Source organism: Lentilactobacillus senioris (genome assembly GCF_026798195.1).
GTDB classification, from domain to species: domain Bacteria; phylum Bacillota; class Bacilli; order Lactobacillales; family Lactobacillaceae; genus Lentilactobacillus; species Lentilactobacillus senioris_A.
Window position 1 is genome coordinate 1 of sequence record NZ_JAPQEZ010000009.1, and the last position, 20213, is coordinate 20213.

The 20213-nt window shown below is 43.0% G+C and carries 21 protein-coding genes and 2 pseudogenes; 14 read left to right on the top strand and 9 right to left on the bottom strand.

Translation table 11 applies throughout. The annotated features are described in order from the left end of the window. Window positions 1-83: 83 nt before the first annotated feature. The 4 genes from OXT66_RS08905 to OXT66_RS08920 form a co-directional block, all read right to left on the bottom strand. Window positions 84-668, bottom strand: coding sequence for a histidine phosphatase family protein (locus OXT66_RS08905; RefSeq protein WP_071665518.1), 585 nt, complete (start codon window positions 666-668; stop codon window positions 84-86). Next, window positions 665-1426, bottom strand: a complete 762-nt coding sequence (locus OXT66_RS08910; protein WP_125643330.1) for an adenosylcobinamide-GDP ribazoletransferase — start codon at window positions 1424-1426, stop codon at window positions 665-667. Before OXT66_RS08910 ends, OXT66_RS08905 begins: the two co-directional genes overlap by 4 nt. Before the next feature lie 16 nt (window positions 1427-1442). After that, the gene (locus tag OXT66_RS08915; RefSeq protein WP_327059013.1) at window positions 1443-2033 is read right to left on the bottom strand and encodes a hypothetical protein; all 591 of its coding nucleotides are present in this window, start codon (window positions 2031-2033) and stop codon (window positions 1443-1445) included. A 182-nt stretch (window positions 2034-2215) separates the two neighbouring features. Continuing rightward, the gene (locus tag OXT66_RS08920; RefSeq protein WP_071665516.1) at window positions 2216-2728 is read right to left on the bottom strand and encodes an ECF transporter S component; all 513 of its coding nucleotides are present in this window, start codon (window positions 2726-2728) and stop codon (window positions 2216-2218) included. Between the two features lie 235 nt (window positions 2729-2963). On the opposite strand from OXT66_RS08920, the gene OXT66_RS08925 reads away from it, so the two are divergent. Further along, complete coding sequence (locus OXT66_RS08925; protein ID WP_268597003.1) at window positions 2964-4280, top strand: DDE-type integrase/transposase/recombinase; 1317 nt, start codon at window positions 2964-2966, stop codon at window positions 4278-4280. 408 nt (window positions 4281-4688) lie between these two features. Here the strand turns inward: OXT66_RS08925 and OXT66_RS08930 are convergent, their stop codons facing one another. Continuing rightward, window positions 4689-4817 carry a hypothetical protein gene (locus tag OXT66_RS08930; protein WP_013854969.1) on the bottom strand — a complete coding sequence of 43 codons (129 nt, stop codon included), beginning with the start codon at window positions 4815-4817 and terminating at the stop codon, window positions 4689-4691. A gap of 462 nt (window positions 4818-5279) precedes the next feature. Between OXT66_RS08930 and OXT66_RS08935 the strand changes: the two genes are divergently transcribed. The 8 genes from OXT66_RS08935 (at window position 5280) to clpL (ending at window position 14020) form a co-directional block, all read left to right on the top strand. Continuing rightward, the gene (locus OXT66_RS08935; RefSeq protein WP_068807709.1) at window positions 5280-6176 is read left to right on the top strand and encodes an energy-coupling factor transporter transmembrane component T; all 897 of its coding nucleotides are present in this window, start codon (window positions 5280-5282) and stop codon (window positions 6174-6176) included. After that, window positions 6164-7828 (top strand): ABC transporter ATP-binding protein, encoded by a 1665-nt coding sequence (locus OXT66_RS08940; RefSeq protein ID WP_071665514.1) that lies wholly within the window; start codon window positions 6164-6166, stop codon window positions 7826-7828. Before OXT66_RS08935 ends, OXT66_RS08940 begins: the two co-directional genes overlap by 13 nt. 7 nt (window positions 7829-7835) lie before the next feature. Beyond that, on the top strand, window positions 7836-8546 hold the full coding sequence (locus tag OXT66_RS08945) for an ECF transporter S component (RefSeq protein WP_003636323.1): 711 nt from the start codon (window positions 7836-7838) through the stop codon (window positions 8544-8546). Between the two features lie 19 nt (window positions 8547-8565). Further along, window positions 8566-9618 carry a fucose-binding lectin II gene (locus OXT66_RS08950; protein ID WP_068807713.1) on the top strand — a complete coding sequence of 351 codons (1053 nt, stop codon included), beginning with the start codon at window positions 8566-8568 and terminating at the stop codon, window positions 9616-9618. Between the two features lie 34 nt (window positions 9619-9652). Next, window positions 9653-10387: a DUF4430 domain-containing protein gene (locus tag OXT66_RS08955; protein WP_068807716.1), complete on the top strand. Its 735-nt coding sequence runs from the start codon at window positions 9653-9655 to the stop codon at window positions 10385-10387. 256 nt (window positions 10388-10643) lie between these two features. Beyond that, window positions 10644-10967 carry a hypothetical protein gene (locus OXT66_RS08960; protein WP_041809075.1) on the top strand — a complete coding sequence of 108 codons (324 nt, stop codon included), beginning with the start codon at window positions 10644-10646 and terminating at the stop codon, window positions 10965-10967. 122 nt (window positions 10968-11089) lie between these two features. After that, a complete protein-coding gene (locus tag OXT66_RS08965) occupies window positions 11090-11671 on the top strand; it encodes a recombinase family protein (protein WP_268597004.1) in 582 nt (193 codons plus the stop codon). A gap of 234 nt (window positions 11672-11905) precedes the next feature. Continuing rightward, complete coding sequence (clpL, locus tag OXT66_RS08970; protein ID WP_096790795.1) at window positions 11906-14020, top strand: ATP-dependent protease ClpL; 2115 nt, start codon at window positions 11906-11908, stop codon at window positions 14018-14020. A gap of 181 nt (window positions 14021-14201) precedes the next feature. Here clpL and OXT66_RS08975 read toward each other — a convergent pair. Next, a pseudogene (locus tag OXT66_RS08975) lies at window positions 14202-14947 on the bottom strand (transposase). A 387-nt stretch (window positions 14948-15334) separates the two neighbouring features. Here OXT66_RS08975 and OXT66_RS08980 point away from each other — a divergent pair. Next, window positions 15335-15829: a RepB family protein gene (locus OXT66_RS08980; RefSeq protein ID WP_147657944.1), complete on the top strand. Its 495-nt coding sequence runs from the start codon at window positions 15335-15337 to the stop codon at window positions 15827-15829. Window positions 15830-16078: 249 nt separating this feature from the next. Here the strand turns inward: OXT66_RS08980 and OXT66_RS08985 are convergent, their stop codons facing one another. Further along, on the bottom strand, window positions 16079-16447 hold the full coding sequence (locus OXT66_RS08985; protein ID WP_020090532.1) for a DUF5388 domain-containing protein: 369 nt from the start codon (window positions 16445-16447) through the stop codon (window positions 16079-16081). 2 nt (window positions 16448-16449) lie between these two features. Beyond that, window positions 16450-17256 (bottom strand): ParA family protein, encoded by an 807-nt coding sequence (locus OXT66_RS08990; protein ID WP_010010558.1) that lies wholly within the window; start codon window positions 17254-17256, stop codon window positions 16450-16452. Window positions 17257-18073: 817 nt separating this feature from the next. Here OXT66_RS08990 and OXT66_RS08995 point away from each other — a divergent pair. The 4 genes and pseudogenes from OXT66_RS08995 to OXT66_RS09010 all read left to right on the top strand — a co-directional run bounded on the left by OXT66_RS08995 (window position 18074) and on the right by OXT66_RS09010 (window position 20017). Next, window positions 18074-18355 (top strand): hypothetical protein, encoded by a 282-nt coding sequence (locus OXT66_RS08995; RefSeq protein ID WP_268597005.1) that lies wholly within the window; start codon window positions 18074-18076, stop codon window positions 18353-18355. Window positions 18356-18638: 283 nt separating this feature from the next. Next, a pseudogene (locus OXT66_RS09000) lies at window positions 18639-18980 on the top strand (plasmid replication initiation protein); the annotation flags it as partial. Window positions 18981-19239: 259 nt separating this feature from the next. Further along, complete coding sequence (locus OXT66_RS09005) at window positions 19240-19521, top strand: type II toxin-antitoxin system RelB/DinJ family antitoxin (RefSeq protein ID WP_039107119.1); 282 nt, start codon at window positions 19240-19242, stop codon at window positions 19519-19521. Next, a complete protein-coding gene (locus OXT66_RS09010) occupies window positions 19511-20017 on the top strand; it encodes a hypothetical protein (protein ID WP_268597006.1) in 507 nt (168 codons plus the stop codon). Before OXT66_RS09005 ends, OXT66_RS09010 begins: the two co-directional genes overlap by 11 nt. On the opposite strand, the gene OXT66_RS09015 is transcribed toward OXT66_RS09010, so the two are convergent. Continuing rightward, the coding region (locus OXT66_RS09015) for a hypothetical protein (protein ID WP_268597007.1) at window positions 20007-20213 on the bottom strand (207 nt) is incomplete at its 5' end. The two genes, OXT66_RS09010 and OXT66_RS09015, sit on opposite strands and share 11 nt — an antisense overlap.

Here is a 20213-nt window from a genome sequence, read left to right on the forward strand (position 1 = left end):
GATTCCGGGCTTGTTCGGATTAAACTTGTAATTTGCCTTATCATTTTAAAATTAATCAACTAACCTGGCATTTTCAGGCTTTGCTAGTCATTAAGACTCACCAACGACACACCACCGTCTCCCGTCTCAAAAACCGAATAACAGCCCGCTTTAAAATCCACCGACCAAAAGTCGCCGCCGGTCCAATAACGGTACAGTGTTCGCAACACCCCCTGATGCGCAACCACTAACAATGTACTGTTTGACGGCAGCGTTTCCCGATAATGGTCGAGGGCGGTCGTCACCCGTTTTTCAAATACTCGGTATGGTTCGGCGCCAGCGGGGGTGACATCAAACGGCGCCTGCAGCCAAGCTGCCCAGGTTGTTGGATCCCGAGCTTCTACCTGGTCAGCGTTCAAACCTTCCCAGATTCCAAAAGGCATTTCGTCAATGTCCTTTTCGATAATCTGTTTGGTTTGCGGATGATATTGCATGATTGCGTCCATGGTTTGCTGAGTCCGTTTTAAATCACTGCGGATTGCGTAATCGATCGTTGTGGCCTTCAGCTTATCGGCAAGCTCTCTCGCCTGCCTGAGTCCCAAGCCATCCAATTCAATATCCGTACGTCCATAATATTTCTTTTCTTTGTTATATTGCGTCTCACCGTGGCGAGTCATTAATAATTTCATCCAAAAGCCCTCACTAACGCTGTTACTACCAATAAAAACGCGACTTGAGCCAGCTCACCATACGCACCAATTGTGTCACCGGTAAAACCGCCCAGTTTATGCGTGATGTAGTGCCGGTACCAAAGAGCTCCCAGGACCACTGCGAGATAACCGCAGAGGCCGAAAGTCCCTAACAGACCACCAAGTACCAAAATCGAAAAAAGCTGAGCGATCATGATTTGCCAGGTGGCAACACCAGTCCAGAGATTACCAAGCCCCTTCGTTTTGCCAGCATAAACCATTTTGTAAAATAACAGCGCCATGCCGGTCTTGGCCACCATGGTCGTACAGGCCACCAATGAAACGAATTGCCAGGCCGCCAAATACTGACTGCAGACAACCCCGGCACCCATGACAATTGCATAGAAATAGATCAGGGCCAGACTTCCCATGGTACCAATCCGGCTGTCCTTCATAATTTCTTTGATCCGGTCCACCGTCCGCGATGAATAAAGACCGTCGGCAGTGTCGGCCAAGGAATCCAAGTGAAAGCCGCCGGTTAGAACCCCATCGGCCACCCAGAATAAGATCCAAGCAAACCAGCTGGGAAATACCAAGGTCATCAGCCAGAAAAAGAGGGCCTCGATGCAGCCAATCAAAAATCCAAACAGGGTAAAATACTGGATGCTCTTCTTGAACTTTACCGCTGCATCCGGAATTTCATACGGAATGGGAATCCTGGTGAAAAATTGGGTTAACAATATCAATGAACCAAACATAGAATCAATGCCGTCCTTAATCTGAGTTTTGGTGAAGCTGAGCAATTTCGGTCAGCTCGGGAAATTGCCTTTCAAATAATTGACGTTTATCGGCCACCACGGCAACTAGTAACACGGTCGCCGGTCCGGCAGATTGCGTAAATTCAGCATCCGCCAGGTCAACCACGGCGGAAATTTTTGCGGTATGGGTGGCGGCCATCTGGGCCAGCTCGTTGGCAATTCCCTTTGAGCCCACCGGCAGCATATCCACCACTGCTGGGGTGGCGCGAATGGTTCGAACCTGATCGTAAGAAAAAATCGTTGCCAAATGGGCTTTGACCGCCTCCCCAACGTAGGGTGTTCCAAGCTGATAAACGATCAGAGAGTCATCGATCGATGTCGTGGGAATATCTTTCCGATTAATTTGGCCAATCACGGCCACCCCAATCGCCGTTGTCCGGGTCGGCATATTATCTTCGGTACTACCATTCAATGGAATATCGTAAAATCCAGCCTTGGTTAATTCACGCTTAAGTCCCTGAATCACCCGACGGCCAGTTGGGACCATTTCGTTGCCAACCGTGTCAACGACGGCAATTGGCCGGGCCCCAAAGCACAGCAGCTCCAATAGCGGTACCCGCAGTGAATACGCCGCGGTAATCGCCGAATCAATTTGAACGGCGTCCAAGGGCTTCTCACCAATCCCCGCACTGCTGTCACAGGCAATCACCAGCGCTGTTGTGGGACTCGTTGGCACCACCGATAAATCACGAAATCGTGGGTTCATTTGGTTCATTTAATCGGTTCCCCCTATTTCTGCGGCGTCAGAAACGGCGCATCCTTCACTCGATGGGGCAGTGCCGCATAAATCACTTCACAAACAATTAAGTTTAGAATCGTTGCGATGGTCAGTGGAACAAAGAACGCCCAAACCGCCTGCTTCATAAGCGGATAAAGAAGCACCAACTCGATTGGCACATTGATCGCGTAGCCCAGCACGTCAGAAGTCAGCACGCCCTTCAGCGTATCCTTGCCCAACCATTTACGAACCAGGCCAAATATCAGCATGCAAATCCCCATGGCAACGCCAATAATTAAATGAATCGGCAATGTCAGAGGAAACCCCGCCAACGCGGCGGACACCAGGTGCCCGAATAATCCCAACGTTGCGCCAAACCACGGGCCTAGCAACACCGCTCCTAAGAATGCCGGGGCTGAATCAAAGGCCACTGAGCCCATGATTTTGACGTTTGCGCCAATCACGCAGAGCGCCAAGAGCATGGCGGCTAGGGTGAGGCGCTTCAGTCGATCTGATTGTGTAATAATTGCAAAATCCTCCTCATAATAATCAATTTTAGTTCCTTTTCGATTGTATCAGAGATGGGTGGGGATATTTAGCTTTATTTCAAAATATCCTTCCCCCTAAAGTTCCAGCATAGTGTAAGCACCACACAAACACAAAAACTGAACCAGAAAGGGATCTAGACAAGCGCTTACACAATTATTAGCGTATTTAGTTAAAATAATCAAGCTTCAACAACAATTTATTTTGATTCTAATGACCCAACTGGCAAATATTTATCTTCATTCCAAAACGCCACGGCTAGAAAGCCCGACCTATCGACGTTTCAACCAATTCAAAGCTGATGATAAGCTGCCGCTTCTCCAGGCAAATATCCACAAAAACCAACTGAATTACCAGGAATTATTAGTAGCTTATCAAGCAAAGCACGGCAAGCCGTTAAAACCGGTTAACCATCGGCAGGCGTTTGCCTTCCCGCGACAAACCTGTCCCGGGTGTGGCGCACCAAGTCAATACTTGTATGCCAATGGCGGTGGTGATAAGAGCTCATTACTTCTCTGTCCCGACTGCCAAAACAAACTGGAACTTGCGAAGCAGCGGGCCAACTTCAAGGCCTGGCGGTGCAATAATCGTCACTGCCCTAATCGCAAACGTGAGCTGGCCAAACTAAATTCCAGTCAATACCAGGAATACTTAAAGCGGCCATCACAATTCAAGTTACGGTACATCTATCGGGAATACGCTTTTAAAATTCGCCAGATAGCCCCGCAATCATCCGCGCAATCTCGGGTTGACCTCAGTCGCATTCAGGCCTCACCACAAGTGCTGGGATTAATCCTCAGCTACTGTGTGAACTATGGCATCTCCGCTGCCAAGACTGCCGCGTTAATGTACGACATCCATGGCATCAAGATTTCCAAGCAAACCATTCTCAATTACGCACAAGCCGTGGCGGCCAATATTCGACCCTTCCTGGATAATTATCCGTATCAGCTTTCCAGCCAATTGGTGGGTGACGAAACTTATCTGCGCGTGAAAGGAAAATGGCACTATCTGTTCTACTTCTATGACGTGAACAAAAAAATTATCCTGGCAGATTACGTGACCCCCAAGCGAACCACTGAATCAGCGTGCATCGCGATCTATCAAGTCCTCAAAAAGTATCAAGTGATTCCTGAGAACCTGCGGTTCACGGTTGACGATAATCCCATCTATCGAGTGGCCAGACTATATTATGCACATCAGGAAGGCATCAACTTCGACCTTAATATCGTTAAAGGCTTAACCAACGAAACCGAGGTGGCAAAGGAATATCGCCCCGCCAAGCAAACCATTGAACGCTTAAATCGCTCACTGAAAGCTAATTATCGCCCAATGGGGGGCTTTAAGTCAGCCAGCGGCTCTATCACTTACGTGACGCTGTATTCACTCTGCCATAATTTTTTACGGCCCCATCAAAGTCTGGGATACCATCCACCAGTTGAAGTTACTGAATTAACGGGACTTACCCGCATGCCAGACAAGTGGTTGAGACTCATCAAACTCGCTCAAGAACAGCTACCAACCGCTTGATTTTGGTAATTGGAGCCCGGTGGTTCGTTATCGTCAAATGGCGGTAGCGAACACTTGACAAGCCGAAAAGCCAATGGGTTAAACTTAAATGACCCGAGGCTTATTTAAGTGGCCTTGATTTCGTCTAACCATCGCCTCGGCACCGCTGAGCCAACCCATTGGCCGGCTTGTCAGGTGCATTTGACGATTACGACCACGTAGTAGACTGCAAACCTGAATGAAAACCATATTAGAATCTACTTTTTCATGGAACTTTGGACATTACCGATTTCCTAACGTTTATAGTTTAGCACTGGAAAACCCAAAAGGTGTCGGACAGCACTTGGTATTAGCCACCATACAAAAAATCCCCATTCAGTCCGAAAACTGATGAGGATCGTCACGCAAAACTTATTAATTTAACCATGATTACTTCTGTTGGCCTTTCAATACCGAATTCCAGAAAAGACGTGAATTCAAATCATCTTTCAAGGTTCCTGAACGGCGATTCTTTCTTTCAGTGGTTCTTGCAAATAAATTCTTCAAAGTCTTTGGCATAAAACATTCCTCCTTGGTCAATTCTATGAAGCTTATCAATCTTCTCTCTACTAAGTAGTAGAGCGCTACTGTCGACCAGGGAGATAGTAATATGCTTATAAAATTTACCAAAGCAAAGCCCCGACACGGATGACTTTTTCCGCCTCGGGATGTTGCTTGAAGGATGTTGCAGCTTTTGCTTTCAATGATTTTCAGAAAGTTATTTACGTGTTAACCACCTCGCTTGTTCGGATGAACCCGTATAAATGACAGCTTAGCAGGTCACGGTAAATTTAGTGTAAAAATGGTGTAAAAAGGCTGTACATAATATCCAAAAGGTGATAAATCAGTTCGCAAATTTCACCATTTAAAAACGCCTCAAAATAATACTAGCCACCACACAAGATATGCCGTTTACCACCCTTGGCAACGATGATATACTGTTGGAAGGGCTTACTAACCCTTAGAAAGTCGGGATTTTCCATGACACACACCCCAATCAAGATGACGTTTTTTTCGCAGCTTCATCCAGTAGCGCTCACGCTGTACTTTACTGAGCTGATCGTCTGCCTCCTGCTGTTTAATCACGTGGCGGTCGCGGTGGCTGAGTTCATCGCGCTCACGATCACAGCCACCTACTACCTTGGCGGCCGAAAGACGGCGCGCCAACTGAAATACGCCGTTTCATTTCTATTAATGATTCTATTTTTCAATACGCTCCTCAATCAAAAGTTTCCGCCGATTCTTTGGCATTTCAAATGGGGCATTCTGACGTTCAAATTTTCGTATCCGGCATTTCTGTACGGCATTGCGATGGCAATTGTCCTGATCGCAATGCTGTTTGTTTTTTCAGTCCTAAACGCGGTTCTGACCCCCAGCAAGCTGATCTACGTGTTCTCGCCGATTGCGCCCCGGCTGGCAGTACTGGTCACCATTTCGTTTACGCTGGTCACCAGCTTCACCGATAGGCTCAAACGGATTTTGCGCCTGCAAAAAACCCGCAACGTCGACGTGGTTAATGGATCATTGAAGACCCGCACCCAAAAGACGCTCCACATCTTCGAAATTCTTCTGCAGGACGCCCTGTCTTCTGCGATGGAAACCGCCAATTTAATGGACGCCCGCGGATTTGGCGCCGCCAAGCGGACCCACTACCGCTCGTATCACTGGCAGTTTAGTGACCTGCTGTTCATCACGATTGCCACCGTCATGCTAGTTGCAACTATCGGCGTCCGGATTCTTTCAATGGGCACCAGTCGTTCAGTCGCCAATTTCACCACCATTTTTACGCCGGGCGATACTTGGCCCATCGTCGTCACGGCACTCCTATTCTTACTACCATTAATCTCAGAGGGGGTCTATCGTTCATGCAAAAATTAGCTACCGTGACCCATCTCACGTTCACCTATCCCGATCAATCAACCTCCGTTCTGGACGACGTCAACTTCACCATTGACCCCGGCGATTTTATTGTGATTGCCGGTAATACCGGCAGTGGCAAGACGACCCTGCTTAACCATTTGAAAAAGGAGCTCATGCCCAAAGGAGCCCGAACTGGTGACGTTCAAATTGCCGAAACACCGGTTGCTGACATGCCGAAGTTGGTGAGTGCCCAAACCGTCGGCTATGTGGCCCAAGATCCACAAACCCAGCCGGTGATGGCAACGGTGATCGAAGAACTGGCCTTCCCATTAGAAAATATTGGCTGTCCCAGCAATGAAATCGAACGCCGGATTACCGAACTGGCAAATTTCTTAGGTTTGGATCAAAACCTCGATCGCCAAATACATCAATTATCCGGCGGCCAGCTTCAGTTGGTAAACCTGGCTTCGGTTCTCATCTTGCGCCCAAAATTAATTTTACTGGACGAACCCACGTCCCAGTTGGATCCGCTGACCGCTCAGCATTTTCTCACCGTTTTAGGGCGGATTAATCAAGAATTAGGGATTACAATTATGTTGACTGAACACCGGCTGAGCACGGTAGCAGCCATGGCCAACCGGATGATTCTCCTGCAGGATCACCACCTGACCTTTGACGGTGATCCCCACAGCGGCTTGGCAAAAATGACCACTGATGCCCACTTGACCTATTTCGTACCGTCAATTCCCAAGCTCTTCTTAGATCAACAGATTCGAACCTCCCAATTGCCGATTTCAGTAGCCGATGCCCAGTCGGCGATTCGGACTCACCATCTTCAATTTCAATCAGGGACGACCGGCGGCAAGGTTGCGCAATTACCCCCAGCCGAAAAACCAATTCTAACCGTCAATAACATTTCCTTTAGCTTCGACGGCCAACATAACGTCCTCCATCACCTGAACCTGGCGATTAATCCCGGTACGTGGTTGGCAATTATCGGCAAAAACGGCTCCGGCAAATCAACCCTGTTAACGCTGATTTGTGGACTAATGACGCCGCAGCACGGCAAAATTCGTTTCGTCCACCAGTTAGTTTGGAAAATGGCCATTAACCAGCGAATGGCCAAACTGGCATTTCTGTCGCAAACTCCCCGTCTCCAATTTACAGCCGATACCGTTCGTGAGGAGCTGGAAGTTCAGGCGGCTGAATTACGGTTGCCAGACGCTAAGGCCCAAGTTGACCATATGATTAATCAATTTCATTTGAACCGTATTGAGAAACAAAATCCATTTGACATTAGTGGCGGCCAACAACAGCTGGTTGGATTAGCAATCGCACTGATGGCGACCCCTGATCTGTTGGTTCTGGACGAGCCAACCAAGGGACTGGATCCCTACACCAAGATTCAGGTGGGCAACCTGCTGAAACAGTACCAACAAGCCGGTATGACCATTGTGATTGCCAGCCACGACATGGAATTCTGTGCTAAATTTGCCGACAAATGCACGTTTATGTTTGATGGCCATCTCAACACGCTGCTTGCCACGCAATCATTTTTTGCCGATAACTTTTTCTTCACCACGCCAATTAACCGGATTGCCCGTGATCAGGTTAAGGACGCCCTACTGCCAGTCGATCTGAAGCTGGCGAACCATCCAGAAAGGGGGTGAGTGTTACTTGAAACAATCTTCGTTACTCAACCGGTATCGGTTATTAATTGCGTTACTGTTAATGTTTATTTTTCTGCTATTCATTGTCTTATTGAAGGGAAAGCACTACCTATTATTTAGCTTTATGTGCCTAATCTGTAGCCTTTTACCCGCGTACTGGCGCTTCGAACACGATCCAATCAGCACCCAAACGTTGATGTTTGTCGCCGTTTTGATCGCGTTGGCGGTTGCCACCCGGGTCCCACTGGGCGCCATTCCTGGTGTGCAGGGAGCCAGCTTCGTCGTAATTCTAAGCGGTGTCAGTCTCGGCCCGGAACTGGGCTTTATCACAGGATCTACCACGGCACTGGTTTCCAACATGTTTATGGGTCAAGGACCATGGACGCCTTGGCAGATGGTCGCCTGGGGCTTAATGGGGTTAACCGCTGGCCTCTTCATGAAGGCCCGATTGTCCCATAGTCTGATTTTTATGATCGTGTTTGCCTGCGTCTGGGGCTATTTGTTTGGCTGGATCATGGACCTCTGGTACGCCCTGGCCTACGTATCACCGCTGACCATCAAGAGTTTTATCTTGGCTTTTGCGGCCAGTTTCTTTCCATTTGACACGTTCCACGCAGCATCCAATGCCTTTCTCATCGCGCTATTTTACAAGCCATGGGAGAAGCTGTTTCACCGCTTAGTCACCAAATACAATATTTTACCGGATAAAAACCAATAGAAAAAGGATGGATTAATCAATGAAATTAACATCAAAGCTACTCATGATCTCTGCTTCAACCCTATTAGGATTTGGCAGTATCGCACCAGCCTTCACCGCCAATGCAGCCAGCGTTAAGACCGCCAGTCGTGCTTATCAAAATAGCAAGATCAAAGCCAACTACCGTTACGCGAAGAATCTGATGATTAAAAATAAGACCGGACTTTCCGGTCAAAGCAGTTCTATTTTTAGTAAGAAACTCAATCCTGATACTGGTGCGACTGCGGGGTACTCTGACCTTCTGTTAGGGCTCAAGGGAAACGGTTATAAATTTAATACCAAGGAAAAAACGTTGCTGCGAAAAAACTTGGTAATCAAAAAGACAACCCCTGCTGCAACAATGGCCAATGCCGTGATGGCTGTTCAGGCGATGGGGCTCAACGCTAGAGATTATAAGCCATATGGCCACAAAAAGGGAATCAATCTGGTAACCAAGTTGTACCGGACAAGTGTTTCCAAACAAACGACAAGTGCCCAGGCACAAGTGCTGATTGCCATTTCGATGAGCTCAAAGTTCAAGCAGCCAAAGGGAGCGAAGTTTAGCAAAGCAAGCTTGAGTGCTCGGCTAGTGAAAGCTCAATTAAATAATCACGGTTGGACGTATAATAACCAACAAGGAGTTAGGGATGCCGACACGACCAGCATGGTTCTAACCGGTCTGGCTCGAGGAAAGGTTAATACAACTAACGTCAAGGACAGCTTGCTGAAGGGGCAAAAATTTCTTACTGGTATTGTGCAGCCCAGTGGTGCATTTGGCTACACGTTTAATGGCAAAACAACGCCAAATGCCAATTCAACCGCTGAAGCAATTATTGCCCTATCAAATGATTTTGGCATGAAGAAATATGTGAATAACACGGCGATGAAAACAAGTCAAACTAGGACGCCGCTTTATGCAATGCTGACCTATGTCAATAAATCCGGTTCAATTAAAAACGCAGCTACTCAGCTCTATGGTGTCGGTCAGGTAAATTTAGCGGTTGCCGCTTATAAAGCTGCTTTAAAGAATCGTTCAGTTTACACAATTAATTAATCGCCAAATTTTGAGTGAGAGGTGACAAAACAATATGAAAAAAGCAATTGGCTTCATTCTTGCGTTCATTCTCACAATTGGAATCGCTTTTGGTGCCCAACAGGTGATTTCATCGAGAGACGCAGCCCCTAAGCCGACAACTTCTAAACAAGTGACTTCTTCAAGTTCAAGTCATCTTAAACAGCCAAGTCACCAGCAAAAAGCAAAGGGTGCAAGCAAAGCAAAACCAAAAGCAGATAGGCGGGCTCAAAAAACAGCCAACAAGCCCCAAACTGCTAGTTCTCAATCAAGCACAAGCCCTAATCGGACAACCGGATCCAGTGCAAAGGCAAGTCCTAACAAGGTCGCTAAAACTAAGCGGTCAAATGCCCCTAAATCTGATAAGCTGGGTAAAATTAACCACAAAGCAGAAACCAAGGTGGTTCAGGATACGCATCATGCGGCTAAAAAGTCGTCTAATGCTAAGAATACAATTCAAATCCATTTAACGGTTGATGGATACAAAAAAGTTTTCTATTCGAAGCGGATGCGCGTTAAAAAGGGCGCCAACGCGTTTTCGATTTTAAAGCAAACGAACCTGAAGATTAGTTATATTCCGGGCCCCTCCGTTTACGTGAACGGCATTAACGGCCTCAAGGAAAATGACGTTAAGGCCGGTTCCGGTTGGATGTTCAGTGTTAACAAGAAATTTATTGACCATGCTGCAAACTTAACGAAGCTTAAGAGTGGGGACAACGTTCGTTGGTACTTTACAACGGAGGGGTATTAACTGATTAGATCCCGCTAATATTGATTCAAACAAAGCGACTGCTGCCAAAGGGAGGGATATATTCCTTTGGCGGTGGCCGCTTTTAATGATTATTCTCTTTTAGAGCTTTCTCCAAAAAATGCCGAAAAATTTTGGACAATTCTCCAAACATAAATGGCGAAAAAGAGGTTATATTCCTTTGATAAGGGATCACTCGATAATCCGGGGGAATTTTTGAGTGGTAACCAAGCTATTTTTCTAGAGGGAGTTGTTTTTTATGAATAAATTGAATCAATTACTAATAATTGCAGCGGCTTCAGTGGGGGCTTCATTTTTATTATTGACAGGGGTTCTAATGCCAGCTTTTGCTGCCACCAGCCCCACTTCCACGACCCAAACATCACCGATCACAACTATTGCCACTCAAGACCAAGCAGAGGACAATAACAGCGGCACCCTTGACGGAGGTGTCACTTGGCAAATTGCGAACGATACCTTGACGATTAGTGGTGGAACCATTGGGTCTAGAATTTTTGGTGTTGGAAAGTATTTCCATTCCAAAAGTACTAGGCCCTTTTTGATAACAAAAAAAGGCATCTAAGCCTCCCTAGTGCTATGCTTTAAGCGACGAAACTCAACAGTTGTGGCCTCTTTTTTGATACTGTATAATTAAAGGGTTAGAACCGTGTCATTACTTAATGACATAAGTAAGGAGATAAAAAGATGAAATATGGCTATGCGCGGGTCAGTACCACTGATCAAAAATTAGCAAATCAAATTGAGTTACTAAAATTGGCAGGAGCAGAAAAAATCTTTCAAGAAAAGTTTACCGGCACAACTACCGAACGACCGGAGTTTCAAAAACTGTTGCGCGCTCTAAAAACAGGTGATACTTTGATTGTCACTAAGCTGGATCGGTTTGCGCGGAACACGCGCGAGGCATTAGCCATTATCCAAGAGTTGTTTAAAGAAAATGTCAAAGTTAACATTTTGAATATGGGCTTAATTGACAATACGCCGACTGGCCAACTAGTCTTTACAATATTTAGCGCCTTTGCGCAGTTTGAACGCGATATGATTGTCACGCGCACACAAGAAGGTAAAGTGTATGCCAAGCAACATGATCCGTTGTTTCGGGAAGGGCGACCGAAAACGTATTCTGAGGAACAAATCAGATTTGCCTACGAGTTACGAAAACAAGGCATGACCTATAAAATGATTGAACGAAAGACGGGGATTGGTAAACGCACGCAGCAGCGACGGTTTAAGTTAATTGAGGAACCAAGTGATACTTCTAAAATCTAAGACAGGTGAAAGATCATGAAAAAGGATATGTGGTAGATTGTATTTTGATATACTAATTAACGGCAATTTATCCTGAAAGGGTTTGTTGTAATGGTGTTTCAAAGTATCTCGTTTAATGCACCGATAAGCACTTTACTTAATGATACATAAAAATCGTGATACAATTAGATCAAGTTTTAAAGGATATTATGGTCACTAAGTTACACGTGTAAATTTTTATGGAGGTGTTGTACTATGGCGAATTTCTACGAAAATGATCCTTTTTTCAACAATGATATGGATGATGTTTTCAATCAATTATTTCGGCGCATGGATAATCAAAATTCGGAGCGTGCACGGTACTTAGTTAATGGAAAATCGTTGACACCAGATGAGTTTGCTCAATATCGAGCAACTGGTAAGCTACCCCAAAATAATAAAACAATAGAAGTATCTAAAGATGGTAAACAGGCTTTTAAAAAAGGAGGGATTTTAGAAAAGTTAGGGACTAATTTGACGGAACAGGCTCGTGATGGATTACTAGATCCAGTGATTGGACGTGAGAATGAGATTCAAGAAACTGCAGAAATTTTGAGTCGTAGAACGAAAAATAATCCAATCTTAGTTGGTGATGCCGGTGTAGGTAAAACTGCAGTCGTCGAAGGTCTGGCACAAGCAATTGTGGCTGGTAAAGTTCCAGAAACGATTCAAGATAAAGAAATCTATTCGATTGATTTATCGTCTTTGGAAGCAGGAACTCAATATCGCGGTTCTTTTGAAGAGAATATTAAACAGCTGGTAAAGGAAGTTAAAGCAGCTGGTAATATTATTCTATTCTTCGATGAAATTCATCAGATTATCGGCACGGGTGCCACTGGTGGTGAAGACGGTGGCAAGGGATTGGCTGATATCATTAAACCTGCTTTGTCACGTGGCGAGCTGACTGTAATCGGGGCTACGACTCAAGATGAATATCGCAATACTATTTTGAAAAATGCGGCTTTGGCACGGCGATTCAATGATGTTGTGATTAATGAACCGACGGCCGCTGACACTTTACGTATATTACAAGGTGTTAAAAAGCTGTACGAAAAACATCATCATGTTGTATTACCAGATGATGTTTTGAAGGCGGCTGTGGATTATTCAATCCAATATATACCACAACGCACTTTGCCAGATAAAGCTATCGATTTGATCGACATGACTGCGGCTCATTTAGCGGCTAAAAATTCTCAAACTGATGTTGAGACATTGGATCAACGCGTTAAAAAATTAGAGGCAGCTAAGGAGGCCGCCGTTAAATCGGAGGACTTTAAAAAAGCCGCTGATATCAAGAAGTCGATCGAGGAAACCAAGCAAAAAATTAAAGAAACGGATCAAAAAGAAAAAATCACTGCCACGATTGATGATGTGGCACAATCGGTTGAACGTTTAACTGGTATACCAGTTGCTGATATGGGCGCTAATGATATTGAGCATTTGAAAAATCTTGATAAGCGTCTGAAAAGTAAGGTAATCGGTCAAGATGAAGCGGTTGAAATGGTAGCAAAAGCAATTCGGCGTAACCGTGCGGGCTTTTCAGAGGGTGATCAGCCGATTGGAAGTTTTCTGTTTGTGGGCCCAACTGGCGTAGGAAAGACTGAATTAGCTAAGCAATTAGCCTTAGATATGTTTGGAAATGAAAATGCGATTATTCGGCTAGATATGAGTGAATATGCTGATCGTACAGCTGTGTCGAAATTAATTGGTACCTCGGCTGGATACGTAGGCTATGAAGATAATGCTAATACTCTAACTGAACGGGTTCGGCGTAATCCATATTCCATTGTATTATTAGATGAAATTGAAAAGGCTGATCCACAAGTATTAACGTTACTATTACAAGTGATGGATGATGGGCGCTTAACGGATGGACAAGGCAATGTCATTAATTTCAAAAATACGATTATTATTGCTACTTCTAATGCTGGCTTTGGTAATGAAGCATTAAGTGGTGACAAGCAACGAGATCAGTCATTAATGGATAAGTTAGCACCATTTTTCCGCCCAGAATTTCTGAACCGTTTTAATGGAATCGTGGAATTTTCACATCTGACTAAGCAAGACTTAAGTCAAATTGTCGATTTGATGTTGGCGGATGTACAAAAAACGTTAGCCAAAAAATCCATCAAACTTGAGGTAACTAAAGCGGCCAAAGATTGGCTGATGGAACAAGGCTATGATGAAGCAATGGGTGCGCGGCCATTACGGCGAGTAATTGAACAACAAATTCGTGATAAGGTAACGGATTTCTACCTTGACCACTTAGATGTCAAAAACTTGAAGGCTGATTTAGTGGATGGTGAGATTGTGATATCGGCAGCTTAGCTTAAATCAGTGTTCATAAATAACTTTATGTAAGAGGAGATTTATTGGGCAGGAGATCGCTTGATAGATCTCCTTTTTTCGTTGATTTTCACCATTTGATATTAATCTATTGAGTAAATATGGATATCGTCAAGAATCTTGTGTAAATGAAATACCTCCGTACATATAATATGTAGTTAATTTAAATAAAGGATGATTCCAGGGTGTCCTGAAGTCCGTTGAATCTGCGATGGATTCGCTTCATGGACTTCTCGTTGTAGACGTTAAACTGAGAAACCAGGAATCGATTCAGTGAATCTTCCGTTGGAAATTGTTCTTTGTGGTTGGGGTTGCGTTTGAGATGCTTGTTAAAGTTCGCAATCAAGTTGGTTGAATACAATGAACCGCTTCTTTTTGGACGGTGTCCCGCTTTAAAGGCAGGTAATTGGCATCTAAGAAGATGGCCGCATATTGCGAAGGCAGTCGCCGTTGCTGGAAAGCTTGAACTTGTTCATCAACGACTTTGGTCGTGTTGGAAACCGTGGCTTTGGAGTAATGAGCACCGTACATTTTCTCAATGAGTTAGGCGATTTCGGTGGTGGTAATTCCCTTGGTGTATAGCTGAATAACCGTTGTTTCCAAGATGTCACTGTGCCGACCGTAGGCTGGCAAGATGTGGTTGTGGAAAATACCATTGCGATCCCGCGGAATGGTTAAGTTGAGTTGACCATACTTCGTATCAAACGAGCGTTCATAACTGCCATTGCGGTTATTTCTAGTGTTAATTTCAGCATACGAGTGGCGCTCATAGCCTAAAAAAGCTGCCAGTTCGGTTTGAAGCAGCTGGTTAATCGCAATTTCGAGGTGGTGCCGAAAAACTTCGTCTAAATCTTGTTTTTGGACTAGCGTAGCGATAATTTCTGTGGTAAGTTCATTCCCTAGTTCTATACAATTTAGAAATCTTTTTATGCGTTTACACAAGTTATTTTACGCTCTCTGTTATCGAGCTTGCAACTTTGTATTATCAAAATAGAGGAGTATTAACGACCGTAAAGGACTTCCCGTATTCATTGCGTGTTTTGATTAATCAAGTTAAAATATAATCAACTTCTATTTATTTGGTATTGGCACATATATCAGAAAGACGTCATTCTTAATTGAGTGGCGTTTTTTTTGTGTATCTAATAAAATTTCGATTTTATAACGTGACAATCTCGTGACTTTATTTTCAGACGTAATATAAACGCATTCTCGTGCATTGTTTGCTTATACGTGTATATAGGTTGTCAAATGCGTGCTATGATTGTATCAATAACTTAGCATATACTTGAAAGGGTGGTAGATTTGACAACAATTGCAGAAATTTCAAAGGATTTACACATATCAAGAGCAAGAATTTATCAAATAATAGATTCACTAGACGACAAAGACAAGCCTTTAAAAGATAGCGATAATAGATATATTTTAAGCCAAGATGTTGTTAATGCTATACATCAATATTATGCCAACAATACAAATAAGGATAGACAAGACAAAAGCACGTCAAGCAACGATCAATTAGTTAATATACTTAGACGCCAACTTGACGAAAAGGATCAACAGATAAACAAATTTCAAAAATTATTAGACCAACAACAGCAATTAAATTTATCCAGTCAGAAATTACTTGAAAATCAAAAGTCAGAACAAAATATCAAAAGCAACACCCTACAAAGCCGTGAGAACGATTCTAAGGACGATAGCAATGATTCATATACAAATATAAGCAAGCAAAACGAAAAGCCCTCTAATGAGACGAGAGAGAACTTTTGGAAACGGTTGTTTAGATAGGTTGTGAATATTTTTTGAGTAGTATGGGTGGCTTTTTTGCGTAAGTTAAGTGACAGCATTGATTGATTGTTATATGATTGTGTATGTCCTAAATGGACACAAGCAACGCTCCTAAGCAAAGCCTGTATGTACTGATTTCAGAAAAGCCCTCTATTCCGCATAATAGAGGACTTTTTTGTGTGCATTCTGCTTAATTTAAACGGACAAGTATACGTCTAAAAGCTGAACGTGTTGTCTGAGAGCGCGATATTATTTTCCCCTAGTTCGGGCGTCTCTACTCTCCAGAATATCTAATTGAAAAGTAAATTTTCGCTTGTCTTCAGCGTCTAAAGAATCAATGAGATAGTCTAATGCGTTATCAATGGCATCTTTTTGAGATTTATATAGACCAATTCCAGATAAAGCTTCCGCTTTGTTCTTAATATGGTTGTTGATTCTAACGTTAGCATAAAAAGTAACAGAATCTGCAACGCTTTTTCCCGGTTTTGATGGTTTGCCATTATTACTTTTAAGATCATCTGTAGTAAAGGTGTTTTTGGGTTTGATATCTTGTCCACGATCAAGTGGGTCCGTCTTTGGTTGTTTTTTTAGATTGGGATTGTTTAATAATCCGCTCATTCCTATTCACCAGCCATTCTGCTAAATATTTCATCAGTAACGTTGGAGTATACGTCTTGAACTGCTTTATCAAACTGATCTTTAAATGTCACCCCGGTTACATCATATCGTTTTAAGCGTTCCATATTTTTAATTGTTATGTCAAAAATATTTTCTTTACCAAATATATCAATTGCTTTAGCTAAGGTGCTCTTATCGACAGGGGCACCATTTTTCAGCAAAACCGGCAATATTCCTAGTAAATCTAATGTCGGAGCGTGGAATTCATTGATAATTTGATCTTGCATGTATTTGATGAATGCCTGGGCACCCTGAAGCGATCTTTCCTGAGTTTGAAGAACGACAATCGCGTAGTCTGTCATATATAATGCGGTATCTGTGATTAGGCTAATTGTAGGTGGAACGTCTACCAACAAGTAGTCGTAGTCATCTTTCCACGGATTTATTAAGGTAGACAAGTATTTTACACGATCGGTGTAGTCAGAAATTATATTCTCCATATATCTAGGATATAAAGAAAAGTCAGCTGAGGATGGAAGAATATCTAAATTTTGGATTACGTTGATGATAGCTGGTTTGAGGTTTTTGTTTTTAATTGCGGTCATCAAGGTTTCATCAAAAGAAGTTACTTCACCGCCGACGTTATTTTTAGTTTTTAAATATAAATTAGTGGCGTTAGCTTGAGGATCCAAATCTATTAATAGTGTTTTATACCCACGACGTGCCAACTCGATACCAGTCATTGTACTATTAGTTGTCTTGCCAGTCCCGCCTTTAAAGTTTGAAAATGTTATGACTTTGCTATCCAAAATATCACCTCATAAATATGTAGTGTAATGCTCTTAAAGCATAGCACAAAAATTAGTACATGTATACAAATACAAGTGTGTAAAAGTAAAAATGTATACATGAGCTCTATGTAGACTGCAATATAGGCGTTTTTAATGAGTATACAAATACTAATTTTTACATTAGTATTTGTACTAATGTAAAAATGTATACATTTTTTAAAAAAGTGTTGATTTCCTTTATTGAGAGAAATACAATTGTACTTGTAAGTGAATACAAAAAAACACCCACCGACGGGAATCGGTGAGCGCCACATAAAAGTCATCGTTGTTTAATGACTATTATATCATGGCCGGTGCGATTTTTAAAGCCCTAGGGGACAAGCTGGGGTCTAAATCCAAGGGGACACGTTTGCCAGTGCGACTTCAATAAGTCTGGCTATACCACAACAAGGTCATCTGTACGGCTGGGTGGTGAATGGTGAGCGCGACCATTAACGGCGCGGGTGGTAAAACGAAGCTTCGGCTTGGTGCCACTGATTAGTTGGCGATCGAACAAAAATAAATACGTATTGCCAACGCCTACTAGGGCGTTTTTTAGTAGGTTAAACCGAAAACGTAGGTTTATAATGAGTGGTGGTAGCAATACCGCAATTGTACAGACAAGCGACGGGCGTTAACGACCGACGAACTAAGGGGAAACCTTAGCATAGAATTGTACTCTGGTTCAGTTATTCCAAATAGCTGTTTCTAGGGAACAATTCTGCGCTCAAAACGTCACTCCCTCTAAACTGAATGGAAAACCGTAGCCCGTCAAGTCATATTCCAAAGAAAGTTGGTGGAATTGTTGGAATGTAAGGATTACATTGTTCCATTGAATCCAGATGTAATCGTTAAGAAGACAATCTATCGGAGTTCTGCAAGAATTACTGATCGACAAAGGAACCAAGTGAAGAGAGTTTTGCGTAGTCAAGGGTATCAGGGAAGAATTAGTAGTATTCGATACACTCGGGTAAATTACAAGTATTCATTTAAAGTATCAGTGAAGTATCGGGGAAGTGTTGGCAAATTTTTGGTTAATACAAAGAATGAGACAGTTGAATTTAAGGGAATGGTCTAGGAGTAATACCAGTAAATTTCACAAAATTTCTTTCCCCAATTAAAGCCAATCTGCGACCTATACCACTTCTTTTTTGGACAAGTTCACAATCAAAAAAGAACGGAATGTGGAAGTACCGCGGTGAATGTGGGTTACTTGGGATAAGCCGCCTTATGTGAAGTAGAAATTGGTATACTAAAAAAGGCTCCCAGTTTAATACTGGAACCCTTTTTAGGTTACATATTTTGAGGATGAATGTTTTTATCTTCGTAGCTTTTGCTTGGACGTTGTAACATGATGAATACTGCTTAGTTTTTGGTGCCGTACCCCGCAACAGATGCGTCGCTTCGTTGGTATTATCTTAAATGCTAAGTACCGAGTTGAGAAGGATCATAAAGATATTGGCGTCATAATCCCACTGGACGGCGAAGAACTTAAATTTTTAATGACTAAAGCCTTGAGACGTTACTTTAACGCCCTAAGAAGCAATGAGAAGCACATCAAGAACGTGGAAAATTACCTGTACGGCACCATGCAAAACCTATTTGGCGTTTGGTGGAATAAACAAGCGGCTAGAGAATATGCGGCCAAACACCCCGAAGAAGAAAAGTCGGCCGACAACGATAACAGTGGGTTGTACTACTAGTCCTAAAAGGCTATAAAATCCTTTCTAAGCAGTTTTAAGACTCACTAACCCCTTTATACTTAAGTTAGATTTAAATGGCTTAAACAGAAGAATATGGTCTTTTAAATGAGTGTCAGAGCTAACCAGGCTAACCAGCTCAAAAGTTCAGCCTTTAGATCAACGCCAAGCTCAAGTGATTTGAGGCCAGGGCTTTATCTATTGATAAGGTACTCAAAAGGCAGTATGATGGTAGTAGTGAAAGAAGGGAGATGAGACAATCATGGCGGTTAAGGAAAAGAAACGGGTCCAAGTCAAGATTGATAAAGATTTGGCCGATGATACCGAAGCAGTTTTAAGCGAATTGGGCTTAAATCCAACCACGGCCATTAACATGTTTTACAAGCGGATTGTTGCTAATGGTGCTTTACCTTTTAATGCGTCTTTAAGCGAAGAAGAAAAAGCTAATTTACGCTTTTTAAAGGCGACCGAAGGGACACCAGTCACCGAGTTCAAAGACGCTAAAGAGGTCTCTGATTGGCTCAACGATCCAGATGAGGACTAATGACTTAGTCAGCCTATACGTTAGTTTTGTAGAAACTAACGGTGGCAAGTCTCGGCCAGTTTTAATTCGTCGGGTATTAGAACAGACGGTCGAGGCTTTTAAAATTACTAGTCAGTATGAAAAGAAGTCGGCTTATATCAAGCAACAATGTTATCCGATTCAAGATTGGCAATCTGCTGGGTTGAAGAAACCTTCCTGGGTCGATCTTGGTAATATTTATCGCTTTCCCAAAGCCGGTTTAAACTTTAAAGAAATCGGTCATTTAAGTAAGCTAGATCAAAATAAAATTTCAGATTTTACGCTTGACCTAAAATCAAAAAGAAGAGGTAAGGGTCAAAAGATAATTCAACAGCGATCAAGTAAAAGAAAGCATAAAGAAAGTAAAGCAGAGCTTACACAAAGTATTCAAAAACAGTTAAAAGACTTTGCTAAACACAATCCAGAAATTAGGCCAAAAAACAATCCTGAAAATAAAAACGATCGGCCTAGTTATTAGGTTGATCGTTTTTTAATTTATCCGGTTTATGGGCGTTAACATAGTCAGCAAATGTTTTTAAAAGTTCTTCGGTTTGTTCGACCGAGAGGTTATTAGCTTGAAAGTACTTTTCTAATAAAGCCCCTTTTTGAATTAATCGGCGAGAACGGGCTTTGCGGGCTTGCTGATTTTCATAGTATTTAGATTGTCGTAATTT

Coding starts and splice junctions, on each gene's coding strand:
- OXT66_RS08985 (WP_020090532.1), bottom strand. CDS start 16,447: ATGAGCGGATTATTAAACAATCCCAATCTAAAAAAACAACCAAAGACG.
- OXT66_RS08930 (WP_013854969.1), bottom strand. CDS start 4,817: ATGCCAAAGACTTTGAAGAATTTATTTGCAAGAACCACTGAAAGAAAG.
- OXT66_RS08960 (WP_041809075.1), top strand. CDS start 10,644: ATGAATAAATTGAATCAATTACTAATAATTGCAGCGGCTTCAGTGGGG.
- OXT66_RS08940 (WP_071665514.1), top strand. CDS start 6,164: ATGCAAAAATTAGCTACCGTGACCCATCTCACGTTCACCTATCCCGAT.
- clpL (WP_096790795.1), top strand. CDS start 11,906: ATGGCGAATTTCTACGAAAATGATCCTTTTTTCAACAATGATATGGAT.
- OXT66_RS08955 (WP_068807716.1), top strand. CDS start 9,653: ATGAAAAAAGCAATTGGCTTCATTCTTGCGTTCATTCTCACAATTGGA.
- OXT66_RS08905 (WP_071665518.1), bottom strand. CDS start 668: ATGAAATTATTAATGACTCGCCACGGTGAGACGCAATATAACAAAGAA.
- OXT66_RS09005 (WP_039107119.1), top strand. CDS start 19,240: ATGGCGGTTAAGGAAAAGAAACGGGTCCAAGTCAAGATTGATAAAGAT.
- OXT66_RS08950 (WP_068807713.1), top strand. CDS start 8,566: ATGAAATTAACATCAAAGCTACTCATGATCTCTGCTTCAACCCTATTA.
- OXT66_RS09010 (WP_268597006.1), top strand. CDS start 19,511: ATGAGGACTAATGACTTAGTCAGCCTATACGTTAGTTTTGTAGAAACT.
- OXT66_RS08935 (WP_068807709.1), top strand. CDS start 5,280: ATGACACACACCCCAATCAAGATGACGTTTTTTTCGCAGCTTCATCCA.
- OXT66_RS08925 (WP_268597003.1), top strand. CDS start 2,964: ATGACCCAACTGGCAAATATTTATCTTCATTCCAAAACGCCACGGCTA.
- OXT66_RS08965 (WP_268597004.1), top strand. CDS start 11,090: ATGAAATATGGCTATGCGCGGGTCAGTACCACTGATCAAAAATTAGCA.
- OXT66_RS08910 (WP_125643330.1), bottom strand. CDS start 1,426: ATGTTTGGTTCATTGATATTGTTAACCCAATTTTTCACCAGGATTCCC.